The sequence below is a fragment of the Peptoniphilus pacaensis genome, assembly GCF_900088125.1.
In the GTDB taxonomy this organism is placed as follows: Bacteria; Bacillota; Clostridia; order Tissierellales; family Peptoniphilaceae; genus Aedoeadaptatus; species Aedoeadaptatus pacaensis.
This window is the reverse complement of record NZ_FLQT01000003.1, coordinates 291,185-307,418: the sequence shown is the minus strand read 5'-3', so window position 1 is coordinate 307,418 and position 16,234 is coordinate 291,185. Positions and strand designations below refer to the sequence as shown.

The 16,234-nt window shown below is 55.4% G+C and carries 18 protein-coding genes and 1 riboswitch; of the genes, 17 read left to right on the top strand and 1 reads right to left on the bottom strand.

Annotated features, from left to right (window positions below; genetic code table 11):
• Nucleotides 1-289 precede the first annotated feature (289 nt).
• The 12 genes from thiS (at nucleotide 290) to BN7444_RS01500 (ending at nucleotide 9,546) form a co-directional block, all read left to right on the top strand.
• Nucleotides 290-484, top strand: a complete 195-nt coding sequence (gene thiS, locus BN7444_RS09310; RefSeq protein ID WP_068454802.1) for a sulfur carrier protein ThiS — start codon at nucleotides 290-292, stop codon at nucleotides 482-484.
• Complete coding sequence (gene thiF / locus BN7444_RS01550) at nucleotides 474-1,073, top strand: sulfur carrier protein ThiS adenylyltransferase ThiF (RefSeq protein WP_167627188.1); 600 nt, start codon at nucleotides 474-476, stop codon at nucleotides 1,071-1,073. Before thiS ends, thiF begins: the two co-directional genes overlap by 11 nt.
• Complete coding sequence (locus BN7444_RS01545) at nucleotides 1,064-1,834, top strand: thiazole synthase (protein ID WP_082941343.1); 771 nt, start codon at nucleotides 1,064-1,066, stop codon at nucleotides 1,832-1,834. The genes thiF and BN7444_RS01545 overlap by 10 nt, the downstream gene beginning before the upstream one ends.
• A gap of 10 nt (nucleotides 1,835-1,844) precedes the next feature.
• On the top strand, nucleotides 1,845-3,002 hold the full coding sequence (gene thiH / locus BN7444_RS01540) for a 2-iminoacetate synthase ThiH (protein ID WP_068454793.1): 1,158 nt from the start codon (nucleotides 1,845-1,847) through the stop codon (nucleotides 3,000-3,002).
• Complete coding sequence (thiE, locus tag BN7444_RS01535; protein WP_068454790.1) at nucleotides 2,999-3,613, top strand: thiamine phosphate synthase; 615 nt, start codon at nucleotides 2,999-3,001, stop codon at nucleotides 3,611-3,613. Before thiH ends, thiE begins: the two co-directional genes overlap by 4 nt.
• 30 nt (nucleotides 3,614-3,643) lie before the next feature.
• Nucleotides 3,644-4,402 (top strand): EFR1 family ferrodoxin, encoded by a 759-nt coding sequence (locus BN7444_RS01530; RefSeq protein ID WP_068454788.1) that lies wholly within the window; start codon nucleotides 3,644-3,646, stop codon nucleotides 4,400-4,402.
• The gene (locus BN7444_RS01525) at nucleotides 4,386-4,865 is read left to right on the top strand and encodes a pyridoxamine 5'-phosphate oxidase family protein (RefSeq protein ID WP_068454785.1); all 480 of its coding nucleotides are present in this window, start codon (nucleotides 4,386-4,388) and stop codon (nucleotides 4,863-4,865) included. Before BN7444_RS01530 ends, BN7444_RS01525 begins: the two co-directional genes overlap by 17 nt.
• Before the next feature lie 144 nt (nucleotides 4,866-5,009).
• Nucleotides 5,010-5,105, top strand: a riboswitch (TPP riboswitch).
• 64 nt (nucleotides 5,106-5,169) lie between these two features.
• Nucleotides 5,170-5,985 (top strand): hydroxyethylthiazole kinase, encoded by an 816-nt coding sequence (gene thiM, locus BN7444_RS01520; protein ID WP_068454783.1) that lies wholly within the window; start codon nucleotides 5,170-5,172, stop codon nucleotides 5,983-5,985.
• A complete protein-coding gene (locus tag BN7444_RS01515) occupies nucleotides 5,986-6,672 on the top strand; it encodes a thiamine phosphate synthase (RefSeq protein WP_068454780.1) in 687 nt (228 codons plus the stop codon).
• The gene (thiD, locus tag BN7444_RS01510; protein ID WP_068454777.1) at nucleotides 6,669-7,448 is read left to right on the top strand and encodes a bifunctional hydroxymethylpyrimidine kinase/phosphomethylpyrimidine kinase; all 780 of its coding nucleotides are present in this window, start codon (nucleotides 6,669-6,671) and stop codon (nucleotides 7,446-7,448) included. The genes BN7444_RS01515 and thiD overlap by 4 nt, the downstream gene beginning before the upstream one ends.
• On the top strand, nucleotides 7,448-8,749 hold the full coding sequence (gene thiC, locus BN7444_RS01505) for a phosphomethylpyrimidine synthase ThiC (RefSeq protein ID WP_068454774.1): 1,302 nt from the start codon (nucleotides 7,448-7,450) through the stop codon (nucleotides 8,747-8,749). Before thiD ends, thiC begins: the two co-directional genes overlap by 1 nt.
• A 62-nt stretch (nucleotides 8,750-8,811) precedes the next feature.
• Entirely contained in the window at nucleotides 8,812-9,546 is a 735-nt protein-coding gene (locus BN7444_RS01500; protein WP_068454771.1) for a cyclase family protein, read from the top strand.
• A 61-nt stretch (nucleotides 9,547-9,607) separates the two neighbouring features.
• On the opposite strand, the gene BN7444_RS01495 is transcribed toward BN7444_RS01500, so the two are convergent.
• Nucleotides 9,608-12,004, bottom strand: a complete 2,397-nt coding sequence (locus tag BN7444_RS01495) for a transglycosylase domain-containing protein (protein WP_068454768.1) — start codon at nucleotides 12,002-12,004, stop codon at nucleotides 9,608-9,610.
• Nucleotides 12,005-12,172: 168 nt separating this feature from the next.
• Here BN7444_RS01495 and BN7444_RS01490 point away from each other — a divergent pair, with 168 nt between their 5' ends.
• The 5 genes from BN7444_RS01490 (at nucleotide 12,173) to greA (ending at nucleotide 16,224) form a co-directional block, all read left to right on the top strand.
• Complete coding sequence (locus BN7444_RS01490; protein ID WP_068454765.1) at nucleotides 12,173-13,090, top strand: P1 family peptidase; 918 nt, start codon at nucleotides 12,173-12,175, stop codon at nucleotides 13,088-13,090.
• A gap of 52 nt (nucleotides 13,091-13,142) precedes the next feature.
• The gene (locus BN7444_RS01485; protein ID WP_068454763.1) at nucleotides 13,143-13,904 is read left to right on the top strand and encodes an ECF transporter S component; all 762 of its coding nucleotides are present in this window, start codon (nucleotides 13,143-13,145) and stop codon (nucleotides 13,902-13,904) included.
• 17 nt (nucleotides 13,905-13,921) lie between these two features.
• Nucleotides 13,922-14,695 (top strand): type III pantothenate kinase, encoded by a 774-nt coding sequence (locus BN7444_RS01480; protein WP_068454759.1) that lies wholly within the window; start codon nucleotides 13,922-13,924, stop codon nucleotides 14,693-14,695.
• A complete protein-coding gene (gene dusB, locus BN7444_RS01475; protein ID WP_068454756.1) occupies nucleotides 14,695-15,639 on the top strand; it encodes a tRNA dihydrouridine synthase DusB in 945 nt (314 codons plus the stop codon). The genes BN7444_RS01480 and dusB overlap by 1 nt, the downstream gene beginning before the upstream one ends.
• A gap of 105 nt (nucleotides 15,640-15,744) precedes the next feature.
• Nucleotides 15,745-16,224, top strand: a complete 480-nt coding sequence (gene greA / locus BN7444_RS01470) for a transcription elongation factor GreA (protein ID WP_068454753.1) — start codon at nucleotides 15,745-15,747, stop codon at nucleotides 16,222-16,224.
• The last annotated feature ends 10 nt before the right edge of the window (nucleotides 16,225-16,234 follow it).

The window sequence follows — 16,234 nt, the reverse complement described above, 5'->3', positions numbered from 1 at the left end:
GCCTTGATTCGAGGAAGGAGACAAGGAGCCCGCGTCAAAAAGGGCGTATAAGCACGGTGTTATGCCGACCGTGTCAACATAATGAAAGAGCTCTCGGTTAATTCCCCGAAAATTTCGTCTGTTTGCCCGCGGGTTTTTCTGTTTTTTAAAAGAGAGAAGGTATATTTTTCCGCGCACATCCCTTGCCGCGAAAGTTCGTCCATGTTATACTTTAATCAGAGTGCAAGGCACGAAGGGGCACACCACCGCGGGTGTGGTTTCTTCGTGCCTTTTTTCATGGGAGGTGACTGTGAAGATTAACGGCAAGGTCGTGAAATTAAACGGCCCGGAACCTTTAGTGGACGTCTTGATTTCCGCAGGTTACGACGCTGACCGCGTGGCGCTTGAAATAAACGGCGCCCTGGTGAAGCGGGCGGACATGGCGAAGACGATGGTCTACGACGAGGATGTGTTGGAGGTGTTTTCTTTTACCGGTGGAGGTTAAACGATCGGATGCCCTGGCCCGGCAGCTGCCGGAGATTAACGAAGCTGTAGGGGATACTACCGTCGCCGTCTTAGGCTGCGGTGGTTTGGGATCCCAGGTGGCGTGGATCTTGGCACGGCTGGGCGTGGGGAAATTAATTTTGTATGATTTCGACGTGGTGGAGGCGTCCAATTTAAACCGCCAAAACTACGGCGTTTCGGATATAGGAAAAAAGAAGGCGAAGGCCACGGCGGAGCGGATCGCGGATTGGCTCCCCTACGCCCGGGTAGAGGCGCTAGATGCATTCGTGGACGCCTCTATGCTCGAAGCCATTGCGGCGGAGGCCGACATCGTGGTGGAGGCATATGACGGCGTAGCATCGAAAATAGAGGCCTTCGATTTCTTTCAGGACCATGACACGCCCTATGTATGTACGACGGGCGTGGCGGGGCCTGTGGGCGCCCTGGGGCGTAAAGATTTCGGCCATATCCACATGGTAGGTGACTTTCAGGGCGAGGACCGCAAGGATTGTTACCTGCCCAAGGTCATGACCATCGCCGCCATGGAGTGCCAAGTTGTTTTAGAACTGATTTTAGGAGGATTGAAGTGAAAGATACGTGGACATTAGGGGACAAGACCTTTGAATCCCGCTTTATTTTAGGATCCGGCAAGTACGCGCCGGAATTAATCGACGCCGCCATTACCCACGCCGGCGCCGAAATGATTACCGTGGCTCTTCGCCGGGCGAACACGGCGGATGTGACGAATATTTTGGAATTCATTCCGAAAAACATCACTCTGATCCCCAATACCAGCGGCGCCCGCAATGCCGACGAGGCCGTTCGAATCGCCCGCCTGGCAAAGGAAATGGGCTGCGGCAATTTCGTCAAGATCGAAATTATGCGGGACTCGAAATACTTACTGCCGGACAACGAACAGACTTTGGTGGCCACGAAAATTTTGGCCGACGAAGGCTTTGTCGTCATGCCCTATATGTATCCCGACTTAAACTACGCCCGGGACATGGCAAGTGCCGGTGCCGCTGCCATTATGCCTTTGGCCTCGCCTATCGGAAGCAATAAGGGATTGGCTACGAAGGCCTTCATTCAAATTTTAATCGACGAAATCGATTTGCCCATTATCGTCGATGCCGGCATCGGTCGTCCTTCTCAAGCCGCCGAAGCCATGGAAATGGGCGCCGCCGCCATTATGGCCAACACGGGTATCGCCACGGCGGGAGACATTCCAATGATGGCGAGGGCCTTTAAGCTGGCCATCGAAGGGGGCCGCATGGGTTATTTGGCAAAACCGGGCCGCATTTTGGACAAGGGCGCCGATCCTTCCTCTCCCTTGAGAGACTTCTTCGATTGAGGTGGGCGCCATGATTAAAACGGTTTTCGATTACGCCCCGGGAATGGATCAAATCTCCGAAGCCATTCCCGAAGAAATCGCGGCGACCTACGAACGCGAAAAAGAACGGACCGTCACCGGTGCCGAGGTGGCAGAGGTCTTGCGGAAGGATCGGCTGACGCCGGATGATTATTACACCCTGCTTTCTCCCGCGGCGGAGCCTTACTTGGAACTGATGATGGAAAAGGCCCGCGGCCTGCGCCGCCAATATTTCGGCGACAATGTCTATTCCTTCTCGCCCCTCTACATCGCCAATTACTGCGAAAACGGCTGTCGCTACTGCGGCTTTAACGCCAAGAGCGACATAAAGCGGGCGGCGCTGAATCCCGATGAAATCGAAGTGGAAATGCGGGCTTTGGCCAAGGAAGGCATCGAAGACGTGCTGATCTTAACCGGGGAAAGCACCCATTACTCCCCGGTGGAATACATCGAAGAAGCGGTGAAGCTGGCGAGAAAGTATTTCCGCGTCGTGAGCCTTGAAATCTATCCCGCCAATGTGGCGGACTACGAACGCCTGCAAAAGGCCGGCGCCGATTTCGTCACCGTCTTTCAGGAAAGCTACGATCCCGAGACCTACGACTACTACCATCCCCGGGGCAACAAGCGCAGCATGATCTACCGCATGGGCACCCAGGAACGGGCGGCCATGGGCGGCATGCGGGGCGTAGGTTTCGGCGTGCTCTTCGGCCTGGCCGATCCCGTAGCCGACGCCTTCCGACTGGGCCTTCACGCCTATTTGGTTCAACGGAAATACCCCCATGTGGAAATTGCCATCTCCTTCCCGCGGATTCGTCCCACTCACGGGGCGGAAGATGTGGACAATACCAATCGCATCGGCGAGCGGAAGCTCATGCAATTTATTACGGCCATGCGGATCTTTATGCCCTTTGCATCCATCACCATTTCCACTCGGGAGCGGAAGGAATTCAGAGACCAGGCCATGCTCTACGGGGCGACGAAAATTTCCGCCTCCGTGGACACGGGCATCGGCCGCCGGGGCGAAGAGCCGGAAGAAGACGAAGGGGAAGAACAATTCGTCATCGCCGACACCCGCACCTTGGACGAAATCGAAAAGGATCTGAAAAAAGAAGGCCTTTACGTCCTGAGAAACGACTACATTCGCCTATGAAAAAGCTTTATTTTATTACGGACTCCACGAAGTACGACGACGAGGAAGAATTTCTTGCAGACGTCTTCGCCGCATTAAGAGGCGGCGTGGACATGATTCAGCTGCGGGAAAAGGACCTTTCCGACGAAGAGGTTTACGAACGGGCCCTTAAGATAAAAAAAGAAGCGGACAAATACGCCACGCCTCTGATTATCGACGACCGCATTGACGTGGCCAAGGAGCTTGGCGTCGGCGTCCATCTGGGAGATGAGGACATGGCGGTGAAGGATGCCCGCGCCATTTTAGGCGAGGAGACCATCATCGGCGCATCGGTAAAGACCGTGGACCGCGCCTACGAAGCGGAGGCGGAAGGGGCGAGCTACTTCGGTACCGGCGCCCTCTTTCCCACGCAAACCAAGGTCATTACCCGCCACACCTCTTTAGAAACCTTCCGCGCCGTGAAAAAAAGCGTGTCCCTGCCGGTCTATGCCATCGGCGGCATTAACGAAAGGACCCTCCCCGAACTGGCGGGCGAAGATTTCGACGGCATCTGCGTGGTCTCCGCCATTCAATACGCCGAAGATCCCGAGGCGGCGGTGAAAAAGCTTCGCGCCATTTTGAACCGCCTGTAATATGCTATACTGCTCCTATAGGAGGGGTTTATGATTTATTTTTACAGCGGCACGGGCAACAGCGCCTATGTGGCGCGGAAGTTGGCGGAAAAATTACAGACCAAGGCCGTGGATCTCGGCGAGAGAATAAAAAACGGGGTCATGGATGCCATCGAAGACGATACCGTGGTTCTGGTGACGCCCACCTACTGCTGGCGGGTGCCTCGAGTGGTCGAAAACTATTGGGAGCAGCTGGAAGTGAAGGCGGAGAAGCTCTATCTGGTCATGACCTGCGGCTCCGGCATCGGCGGTGCGCCCGCCTACGAAGAGAGACTGGCGAAGGACAAAGGCATGGCCTACGGCGGCACCTTCCACGTGATCATGCCGGAAAACTACATCGCCATGTTCGACGTGCCCGGCGCCGATGCGTGCAGGCGCATTGTGGCCAAGGCCGATAAGGCGATCTCGAGAATTGCCGCCGCCATCGCATCGAAGGGTGCGGGGGAAAAGAAGGCGGGGCTCTTGGGCCGCCTGCTCACTTCCGTTAACGGCGGCTACTACGCTCTCTTCATCAAGGCCCGGCCCTTTTACGCCAAGGACAACTGCATCTCCTGCGGCCAATGCGAAAAGCGCTGTGCCCTGGGCAATGTGAAGATGGAAGAGGGGCGGCCCGTGTGGTACGACCGCTGCACCCACTGCATGGCATGCATCAATTACTGCCCCGTGGAGGCCATCGAGTACGGAAAGAAGACGGCGGGAAAATTCCGCTACACATTGGAAAAGGTGGTGGATGATGTTTCGTCCCGTTAAGCGTGAAAAGCAAAGCTTGAGCCCGGAAGAAATCAAGGCCCTGCTCAAAAGAAATACTTGGGGCGTCCTGTCCCTTTACGGCAAGGAAGGCTATCCCTACGGCGTGCCCGTAAACTACACCTATGTAGACGGCGCCATCGTCTTTCACAGCGCGAAAAGCGGCCACAAATGGGAAGCCATAGAGGCCAATGAAAAGGCATCCTTCACCGTGGTGGACGCATCGGACATCGTGGAAGAAGAGTACACCACGGCCTACGGATCCGTTATCGCCTTCGGTTCCGTGGAGCGCTTGGAAGGGGAGGCTCGGCTTTGTGCCTTTCAACAGATGACCGACGCCCTGGCGCCTCATGTGAGCCGGGAAGTAAATGAAAAAACGGTGAATCATTGCGACGGCGCAGACGTGTTTCGCCTCGTCGTTCATCATCTTTCGGGGAAAGCGGGGCGACTCACCCCTCGCCCGTAAGAATTGACAAAGAAAATATGAAAATCATGGGCGCCTTCGGGCGTGAAATAAGCCGCCTGTCGACTTTCGAGGAGAAAGGGACGGCTTATTCGTCGTGGCTTTTATTTGACAAAGACCTTGCCTAGTGGTAAGGTCTTTTTAAATGAATAACGCAAGGGGAACTTTGTAGTTGAGAAGGTAAAACCTGACCCTTTGAACCTGTGAGCTAATACTCGCGTAGGAATGCACGACGCCTTATATAGGCGGCCTTTAAAGGTATCTTCTCGCGGGAAGATACCTTTTTTTATCCGGAAAGGAAAATGAAATGAAGGATTTACAAAGCGCCTTGAAGCGCGCCCAGGAAGACGTCCGCAAGATCTGTCCCATGGCGCCTTCCATTACCAATTTCGTCACCATCGATTTCGTCGCCAACGCGCAAATCGCCGTGGGCGGCTCGGCGGCCATGGTCTTTATGCCCGACGAAGGGCGCACCATGGGGGAAATCGCCAAATGCCTCTACATCAATGTGGGCACCTTGATTCCCGTACAAGCCGAAACCATTCCCGCTGCGGCGAAGGCGGCGTATGAAAAAAGCGCCTATGTCTTGGATCCCGTGGCGGCGGGCTTGGGGGAATTGAGGACGACGCTTTTGACGGATATGAAAGATTATCCCCCGGCCATCGTCCGGGCCAACGCCTCGGAAGTGATTACCCTGGCGAAGATGTGGGGCTTAATCGACACCGACGAAGGCAAGGTCCGGGGCGTGGATTCCACGGAGAGCGTGGAATCGGCGCGGGAAGCGGCGGAGGCCCTGGCACGCTTCATTAAAGGCGCCGTCTGCGTATCCGGCAAAGAGGATTTGATCACCGACGGTGAGCGCACCGTCCTGTCCTATGGCGGCAGCGAATACTTCGCCCGTATTACGGGAAGCGGCTGCTCCTTAGGCGGCGTCTGTGCCGTCTATCATTCGGTCGCCGATCCCTTTACGGCGGCGGTGGCGGCCACCAATGCCTACAATGTGGCGGGGGCCATGGCCGAAAAGAAAGCCGAGGGCACGGCGAGCTTTAAGGTGGCTTTCTTGGACGCCCTGTCCAATTTAACGGGAGACGATTTGGCCGCCTGCCCCATGAAGGAGCTTTAAATGAAATTCAGCATAGAAAAATACTTCGTCGTCGGTCCGGAAAACACATGGAACCGACCGGTGGCGCCCATCGTGAAAGACGCCATCGAAGCGGGCTTCACCTGCATTCAGCTGCGCTCGAAGACCGCCTCGGCGAGAGAAATCATCGCCCTGGCTCGGGAGGTGAGCGATCTCATCGCCTCCATGAAGAAAGAAAATGAGGTCACCCTTCTCATCAACGACCGCCTCGACGTGGCTTTGGCGGCGAGGGAAGCGGGGGCGAAGGTGGACGGCATCCACGTGGGCCAAACGGATATCCCCGTGTCCGTCTGCCGAAAATACTTAGGGCCCGATGCGGTCATCGGCCTCTCCGCGCCCACGGGGGATTTGACCCGCTACGTGCAGGAGGGAAATTTTAAGGACGTGGATTACTTCGGCGCCGGCCCCTTTCACGAAACGGAGACGAAGAGAGACTGCGGCTTGGACGAGGAAGGCAATATTATCTACCGCACTTTGGACGAAATCAAAAAGCTGGTGGCCATTTCGCCTCTGCCCATTACCATCGGCGGCGGCGTCAAGGCCGAGGACATGAAGGCCTTGGCCGAAACCGGCGTAGACGGTTTTTTCGTCGTCTCCGCCATCGCCTCGGCGGAAGATCCCAAGGCGGCGGCGAAAGAATTAGTAGAGAAATGGGAGGCGGCCAAATGAAGACTATGATGACCGTCGCGGGCAGCGACTCTTCCGGCGGCGCGGGGATTCAGGCGGATATAAAAACCGCCACGGCTCTGGGGGTCTTCGCCACCTCGGCCATTACATCCATTACGGCGCAAAACACCACCGGCGTTGAGGCCATTTTCGATTTGGACGCTGAAGTCGTCAGGGAAGAGCTCCGCTCCATTCTGTCGGACATTCCCCCGGATGCCGTGAAGATCGGTATGGTGTCGGCGCCGGAGATTATAAAGACCATCGCCGAAGAACTAAAAGGCTACGAGGGGCCCGTGGTGCTGGATCCCGTCATGGTGTCCACCTCGGGATCGCCTCTCTTAAAGGAAGAGGCCATGGACAGCCTAAAGTCCCTCCTCTTTCCCTGTGCCACCCTGCTTACGCCCAATATTCCCGAAGCGGAACTCTTGACGGGCATGAACATTCCATCGGTGGAAGCTCAGGAAGAGGCGGCCAAAGCCCTGTATGATGCTTACGGCGCATCGGTTTTGGTGAAAGGGGGCCACGGCACGGGACGGGCGGTGGACGTCTTTTACGACGGAAAGATCCATCACTACGAAAAGCCCATGCTCGACAATCCCAACACCCACGGCACGGGCTGCACCCTGTCTTCCGCCATCGCATCCTTTTTGGCGCTGGGGCTCGGGGAAGCGAAGGCCGTGGAAGAAGCAAAAAATTACGTGTACGACGCAATCGCTGACGGACTCGACCTGGGAAGGGGACGGGGTCCGATCAACCACATGGTTAGGAGAAATAAATAATGGCATACGCAACACAAATGGACGCTGCACGTCAAGGTATTATTACGAAGGAAATGAAGATCGTCGCCGAAAAGGAACACCGCTCGGAAGAAGAGATCCGGAAATGGGTGGCGGAAGGCAAGGTGGCCATTCCCGCCAATATTAATCACAAGAGTTTGGATCCCACGGGTATCGGCTCCATGTTGCGGACCAAGATCAATGTGAACCTGGGCGTATCCAAGGACGTGGAAAATTTAGACGAGGAGCTTGAAAAAGTCAATCACGCCGTCAAGCTCGGCGGCGACGCCATAATGGATTTGTCCACCCACGGCGACACGAAAATTTTCAGACGGAAGCTCACCTCGGAATGCCCTGCCATGATCGGCACCGTGCCCATTTACGACTCGGTGATCTATCACCAAAAGGATCTGGGTCAATTGACGGCGGAAGATTTCCTGGAAGTCATTCGCGCCCACGGGGAAGACGGCGTGGACTTCGTCACCCTGCACTGCGGCCTGACCCGCCGCACCGTGGAACAGCTGAAGCGCTTCGGCCGCACCACCAATATCGTCAGCCGCGGCGGCTCCCTGGTCTTCGCCTGGATGAGCATGACCGGCAATGAAAACCCCTTCTACGAATACTACGACGAAATCTTGGACATCTGCCGCGAATACGACATGACCATTTCCCTCGGCGACGGCGCTCGCCCGGGCTGCTTGGCCGATGCAGGCGACTTGCTTCAAATCGAAGAGCTGGTTCGCTTGGGCGAGCTGACCCAACGGGCCTGGGACAAGGACGTACAGGTCATGGTGGAAGGACCGGGTCACGTGCCCTTGAATCAAGTGAAGGCCAATATGGAAATTCAACAAAGCCTCTGTAAGGGGGCGCCCTTCTACGTCCTCGGGCCCCTCGTCACCGACATCGCCCCGGGCTACGACCACATTACCGCCGCCATAGGAGGTGCCGTAGCCGCCATGAGCGGCGCCGCCTTCCTCTGCTACGTCACCCCGGCGGAACACTTGGCCCTGCCCAATGCCGACGACGTGAAGGAGGGGATTATGGCATCGAAAATCGCCGCTCACGCTGCCGACATCGCCAAAGGCATTCCCGGTGCCAGAGACGCCGATGACCGCATGGGCAAGGCCCGTCGTGAACTAGATTGGGACGCCATGTTTAAAGAAGCCATGGACCCCGAACACGCCAAGGCCGTTCGCGACGACCGCTCCCCGGAAGTGGAAGAGACCTGCTCCATGTGCGGTAAATTCTGCGCCGTACGGAGCATGAACAAAGCCCTGGCCGGCGAAGAAGTGGACATCCTGTAAGAAACAAAAAACACCTTTCTTTCACTCTGTGCTACAATGGAGAAAAAGAGAGGTGTTTTATTATGGGAAATTTATGGGAAGACTTAAAGGCATTTAAATCTCGCGTAGAAATGGTGGAACTGTCCCACCCGGTGAGTGCAAAGACGCCCCACTGGGCAGGCTTTTCCGCTCTGGAATCGGAAGAGATCTATAACTTTAAAGAACACAATTTCACCTCCAGACGCTACCACATCGTGAGCCAATACGGCACCCACATCGACGCGCCGGGCCACTTCACCGAAGGGGGCCGCATGCTGGATAAGCTGGATCCGAAAGACACGATCCTGCCCCTGGTCGTCGTGGACGTGGTGGACAAGGTGAAAGAAAATGCCGATTACGTGGTGACGGAAAAAGATATTCTCGCCCACGAAGAAATCCACGGCACCATTCCCGAAGGCTGCTTTGTGGCACTGAGAACCGATTGGTCCAAGCGCACGGAAAATTTCGACAACATCGATGAAAGCGGCGTGAGCCACTACCCGGGCTGGTCCATTCCCGCCTGCGAGTTTTTGATTAAAGAGCGGAAGGTGAAGGCTATCGGCCACGAAACCTCGGACACCGACGCCTCGATTATTTCCAACGAAGCCGGTGCCCTTCCCGTGGAAACCTATGTCCTGGCACAGGACATTTACCAAGTGGAACTCATGCGGAATCTGGACAAAATGCCCGCCACCGGCGGCGTCATTTCCGTGGGCTATCCCAATTTGGTGGACGGCCCCGGATTTTCCGCCCGCTGCTTCGGCTTTTACGAAAAATAAATCGCGACGAGCATATAAAAAGAGCAAGACCCTTTGCAGAGTCTTGCTCTTTTTGCTTGCTTTAGTTTCCGCCGTTTCCGCCTTGCTGCCCTTGGCCGCCTTGGCCTTTGCCGCTTTGGGAAGATTTGGAATTGCCGGAATTGCCGTTTTGGTCCTTGTCCTTATCTTTATCCTCGTCTTCTTCGGTCTTCTTCGGTTTCGGAGGAATGTTGCGATAAAGATTCTTCAGACCCTTAGGCGATGTGCCTTCGGCAAAGATTTCCGTGTAGCCCGAAACGGGGATGTACTTCTTGTACAGGCCGTCTTCCGGTTCTTCGAAATCCTTGTTATCTAAATCCTTGTGGACGTCGCGCATAATGGAGCGCCACAAATTGGCCGCCATACGGGAGTAGTCCCACAGAGGCGTGTTGTCGTCGTTGCCGATCCAAACGGCGCCGGTGTAATAGGGCGTAAAGCCGACGAACCAGCTGTCCCGCTTGCGGTTGGTGGTCCCGGTCTTGCCCGCGATGTGCATGCCGCTGAAATTGGCGTAGGTACCGGTACCGCTCTTGACCACGGTTTCCAACATAGAGGTCATAATATAGGCGTTTTGCGGGGAAGTGATTTCCACTTCTTCCTTGGGATTTTCGTAAATCACCTTGCCGCTTTTGTCCGTAATCTTGTCGATAAAGGTAGGCTCGATAAACTTGCCTTGGTTGGGGAAGGTGCTGAATGCCCCCGCCATTTCCAGAGGGCTGATGCCTCGTGTCATGCCGCCTAAGGTGAGGGCAGCCAAGTTCACGTCGTTGTATTTCGCCGTATCGATATTGGGATACTTTTCCTGATCGCCGGGAAGGACGAGACTCGAAATCTTCATCTTTTCCAGATTGTCGATCATTTTTTGTGCCGCCTCATCTTCGCCGGGGGCCAGGCCCTTGCCGACTAAATAGGCGCCCACATTGGAAGAATTGCGAATCAGATTGCGAACCGTGGCCCAACCTTGGTAGCCCGTGGAGTTTTTCGGCCAGCCCCCCGGTTGGGGAAGGTCGCGGTAAACGTCGCCGGCGGTGCCGCCTTCGTTTAACAGGGCCAGATAGGGGCCGATGGGCTTAATGGACGAGCCCGGTTGACGGGGGTTTTTCGCCCGGTTCAAAATATTGTTGCCGCCGATGCCGCGGCCGCCGACGATGGCCACCACTTCGCCGGTGTGGTGATCCATAATGGTAATGCCCACTTGCGGCTGAATAATGCCCTTTTCATCGGTGTGACGACCGGGGAAGAAGCTGTTTTGTGCCACTTTTTCTTCCAAAATCTTTTGGATGTCGAGGTCGAGAGGCGTTTCGATGACGAGGCCGCCGTTGTAGAGAATCTCTTGGGCTTCGTCTTTCTTGTAGCCCTTTTCCTTTAAGATATCCAGGACTTCGTCTTTCACCGCGTCCACGTAGTAGGACGAAATGCCCTTGGTGGTGTGGGAGCCCAAGTCCAGATGGATCTCTTCGTTAATGGCGTCTTTCATGGTGGATTCGTCGATCATGCCCAGCTCGTGCATCTTGTGAAGAATGAGCTCTTGGCGCTTCTTGCTGGCGGGATTGGCCACGGCCTTTCTCGCCACGAGAACACCCGATTCGATTTGGCTGTGTTCGAAGGGGTCGATCAATTCTTTTTCCGCCAAGGCGTCGCCCAATTCCTTGTCTTCATCGGTGACTTCCGCGCCGATGGATTCGGCGGGAATCAGGCTGAACTCGATATTGTCTAAATCGTCGTCCGCTTCGATGGGAACGGCGTTAAAGGGCGTGTATTCCGACGGGCGATTGGTAATGCCCACGATCATGGCGGCTTCCGCCAAGGTGAGATCCTCTACGTCCTTGTCGAAAAATGTTTTGGATGCGGCCTCTACACCTTTCGTCCCTTTAGAGAAGGCGGCGGAGTTTAGATAGGCTTCCAAAATCTGTTTCTTGCTTAAATTGCTTTCCAATTGGAAGGCGTAGTAAATATCCTGGAACTTTCTCGCGTAGCTCTTTACCGGCGAGGTGTACAGGTTCTTTGCCACCTGCATGGTAATGGTGGAGCCCCCTTGGCTGAAGTCCATGCTTTGCAGATTGCGCAAAGTGGCGGAGACCAGGCGGCGGAAATCCACGCCGTGGTGCTCGTAAAACCGTTGGTCTTCAATGGCCACGGCGGCATCGAGCAAGTAATCGGGCATGCGCTTAATGGGCACCCACTCGCTGAATTCATTTTGTACCAATTGCTCGACGGTGTCGCCGTTTTTGTCCTTTACCACCGACGTTTCCGAAATAGCCGAGCGAATGTTTTTCGGATCGATGGCGGGGGACTGGCTGATGGCCGTCACGGCATAAGCCACGGCGATGCCCGCCAAGGTAATGCCGGCGATGACGATTAATAAGAATAGGATTTTAAAGGCGGAGCTCCAACGCAGGGAATTTCCCTCTCGTCGGTCCCGGCCGGATCTGTTACCCATAGAAACCTCCTTCATATTTGTCTATTATATCAAATGCTCCCGCCTAAGGAACAGCAATTCCGTGAATTTCACCATCTTAACAAAAAGCTTGATATTCGCCCGTAGAAAAGCCGCTCAAGAGAAGGGGGAAAGTTGTGGTATAATCGTTTCATTAAAAAAGGAGGGACTATGTATTCGGGTCATTTAAATGATGTTGCGGGCATGGCCGTCGGCCATCAAGAGGATGAGGCGAAGGGTACCGGCGTGACGGTGATCCTGCCGCCCGAGGGAAGCACCGCCGGCGCAGACGTCAGAGGCGGCGCGCCCGGCACACGGGAGTGCATCCTGCTTCAGCCCACCTATGCCGTGGATCAGGTACACGCCATCGTCTTAAGCGGGGGATCCGCCTTCGGCTTGGAAAGCGCCACGGGCGTCATGGAAGGCTTAAGAGACGACGGCATAGGCTTTGACGTAGGCGTCGGCGTGGTGCCCATCGTGCCCGCCGCCGTGTTGTTTGATTTAGCTTATAAGGCGAGCGACGCCCGGCCGGACAAGGCCATGGGACGGGCCGCCTATGAAGCCGCAAGTGCATCGGATCGGCGTCAGGGATCTGTGGGAGCTGGCTGCGGCGCCACCGTGGCAAAGACCATGGGCTTTACCTACGCGAAAAAATCCGGCATCGGAAGCGCATCCATCGCCGTGGGGGACGTGGTTTTTTCCGCCCTCGTCGCCGTCAATGCCTTCGGCCACATTTGTGATGCGGAAACGGGCGACGTGTTGGCGGCACCGGAAGTGGAGGGCCGCAGGCTTTCCGTGGAAGAAGCCCTGTTAAAAGGCGCCGTGGATTTTGAAAAGGGCAAGCATCAAAACACGACTTTAGGCGTCGTGGCGACCAACGGCCGCTTCACGAAGACCGAGCTTTGCAAGCTGGCCTCTGTGGCCCACAACGGCTATGCAAAAAGCATTACGCCGGTGCACACGGGATTGGACGGGGACACGGTTTTTTCCCTGGCGACCAATCAGGTGGACTGCTCCATGCAGCTTGCCGAATATTACTTCCCGAAAGTCGTGGCCCGGGCCGTGGCCAACAGCATCTACAGTTTATAGTTTCCTAATGTAAAAACAGACCGGCATCCTCGCGAGCCGGATCGGAGGTTTTATGAAAAAAGAAAATAAAAAGCCCTTGCTCACCACGCGGCAGATCGTCATCGTGGGCATTTTGGGCGCCATTACCGCGGTCCTGGCATTGACGCCATTGGGTTTTGTGCCCATCGGGCCCTTAAACGCCACCACCATGCACATCCCCGTTCTCATCGCCGCCTTTATCGAAGGGCCGGTGGTCGGGGGCTTCGTGGGGCTGATTTTCGGGCTGAGTTCGCTATTTAACGCCGTCACCCGCCCCACGCCCATCTCCTTCGTCTTTTACAATCCCCTCATCTCTATATTGCCGAGGGTGCTTTTAGGCGTCATCTCTGCCTATATCTTCCGCTTTTTTAAAACCGTGGACGGAAAGAAACTGAGGGCATTGGGTCTCGTGGCATGGATCGGCGTCGTGGGCTTTTTGGCCTACGGGCTTTATAAAAATATCGCCGCGAAAACCTATGGAGCATCCGCCCTCTTAAACGGCGTCTTTTTAATCGGCTCTGTGGTCCTTCTCCTATGGATTCGCAAGAAGCAGGTACAGGGAAGTGCCGTGGCCCTTTCCGCTTTCCTCTCCACGATTTTACACTCCGCCATGGTTATGGGCGGCATTTATATTTTCTTCGCCGAAGACTTCGTCCGCGCCATGGGGGCGCCGCAAACTTTGGTGAACACGGTTATATTCGGTACGATTATTACATCGGGCGTGCCCGAGGGGATCCTCGCCGGCATCGTCGCGACCGGTGTCGTCACGGCTTGGACGGCGAGCAAGAATAAATAGAATCGAGCAGGTGCATTATGTTATTAGCAATCGATGTAGGCAATACAAATATCGTCTTCGGGGCATTTAAAGGAAAAGAACTGATCCACGACTGGCGGATTTCCTCGGACAAAGAGAAGACCAGCGATGAATTCGGCATGCTGGTCACGGAAATGTTGAGCAATGTGCAGCTGAAGCCGGTGAATTTTGAAGCGGTGATTCTTTCCTCCGTGGTGCCCAATATTATGCACACCATGCAGAACATGATCGTGAAATACTTTCATCAATACCCCCTCGTCGTCGGCGCGGGCATGAAGACGGGGATCAACATTCGCTACGACAATCCCAAAGAGGTGGGAGCCGACCGCATCGTCAACGCCGTGGCCGCCGTGGAAAAATACGGCGGGCCCTGCGTCATCATCGACCTGGGCACGGCCATTACCTTTTGCGTCGTGGATGCCAAGAAAAATTACATGGGCGGTTTGATCCTGCCGGGCATTTCCATTTCCGCCGACGCCTTGGTCTCCCGCACGTCGAAGCTGCCGAAGATCGAAATCATTAAGCCCGAAAAAGTCATCGGCAAGAGCACGGTGACCAGCATGCAAAACGGCTTGTACTATGGCTTTTCCTCCATGATCGACGGCATCGTCAAACACATTTGCGACGAGCTGGGGATGGATGCCCGTGAGCTGAACATCATCGCCACCGGGGGCTTTTCCAATTTGCTGGTTTCCGACAGCGCGTACGATATTATGATCGATCGGGATCTGACCATGGACGGGCTCCGGATTCTGTACGAGTTGAACAACTAATGGCCTTTACCATTGCACTGGCCCCCATGGCGGGCTACACGGATCAGAGCTTTCGCCGCATCTGCACGGCATACGGCATGGATTACGCCACCACGGAAATGGTGAGCACCAAGGCCCTCTATTATAAGGATAAAAAAACACGGCGGCTTATGGCCGTGGCCGAGGACGAGGCGCCGGTGAGCCTGCAGCTTTTCGGCGACGATGCCGACATCTTTCGGCGGGTCGTGGAAGACTTGGGCGAGGAGCTTGCGCCCTTTCGCGCCCTGGACATTAACATGGGCTGCCCGGCACCGAAGATCGTAAAGACCGGGGCGGGGAGCGCCCTGTTGAAGACGCCGGAAAAAGCCGAGGCCATTATTAAAGCCTGCGTGGAAGCTTCGCCCATTCCGGTCACCGTCAAGATCCGCAAGGGCTTTGCCGAAGGCGGGGAAGAGGGCATGGAAATCGCAAAAATCGCCGAAGCCGCCGGCGCAAGTGAAATCACCGTCCACGGAAGAACCCGGGAAGCCTACTACAGCGGTAAGGCGGATTGGGATTTTATTTTGCGCGTGGCAGGTGCCGTGTCCGTGCCGGTCATGGGAAACGGCGACATATTACAGGCAGAAGACGTGCTCAAGCACAGAGCCGATGCCCTGGCCGGCGTGGCCCTGGGCCGAGGCGCCGTGGGCCATCCCTTTATCTTCAGAGAAATTCAGCAGGTCCTCCGCGGCGAAGAGGTGCAGCTGCCGTCGAAGGACGAAATCATCGCCACGGCGAAAAAGCATTTGGCCCTGAGCGTTGCCGAAAAGGGCGAGCACCTGGGCGTCATCGAAATGCGCAAGCACTTTATCGGCTATCTGAAAGGCTTCGAGCAGGCGAAGAAGCACCGCAACGAAATCCTCACCCTGAAGCGGGAAGAGGACATCCTTCGCTACCTGGATCACTTGACGAAAGAAAGCCTATAATTGACAGACGGACAAATTTTTATTATAATAGGGCGACTTGATTACATGGACCCGGCGTCGGGTCCTTTCTTCATAAACGACGATTAATATAACAGGAGTGATACCATGGTAGATAATGAAGTATTAATAACAGAAGAAGGCTTGGAGAAAATCGAAGAAGAGATCGATTACTTAAAAACCGTCCGCAGAAAAGAAGTGGCCGAGCGTATTAAAGTCGCTCTGGGCTACGGCGACCTGTCGGAAAACTCCGAGTACGACGAGGCGAAAAACGAACAGGGTCAAGTGGAAGAGCGCATTGCCAAATTGGAATACATGGCGCGAAACGCGAAAGTGGTCAAGGGCAACGACCTCAGCGACCGCATCGTCAATGTAGGAAGCGCCGTCACCGTCGTGGACGAAGACACGGAGGAAGAAGACGTCTATCGCATCGTGGGCAGCGCCGAAGCCGATCCTCTGGAAGGCAAGATTTCCAACGAAAGCCCCATCGGTGCCGGCCTCATGGGCATGGGCATCGGCGACGTCGCGGAAATCGACGTGCCCCAAGGCAAAGTCAGACTCAAGATATTAAAGATATCCATAGCATAAGGGAGGTAGA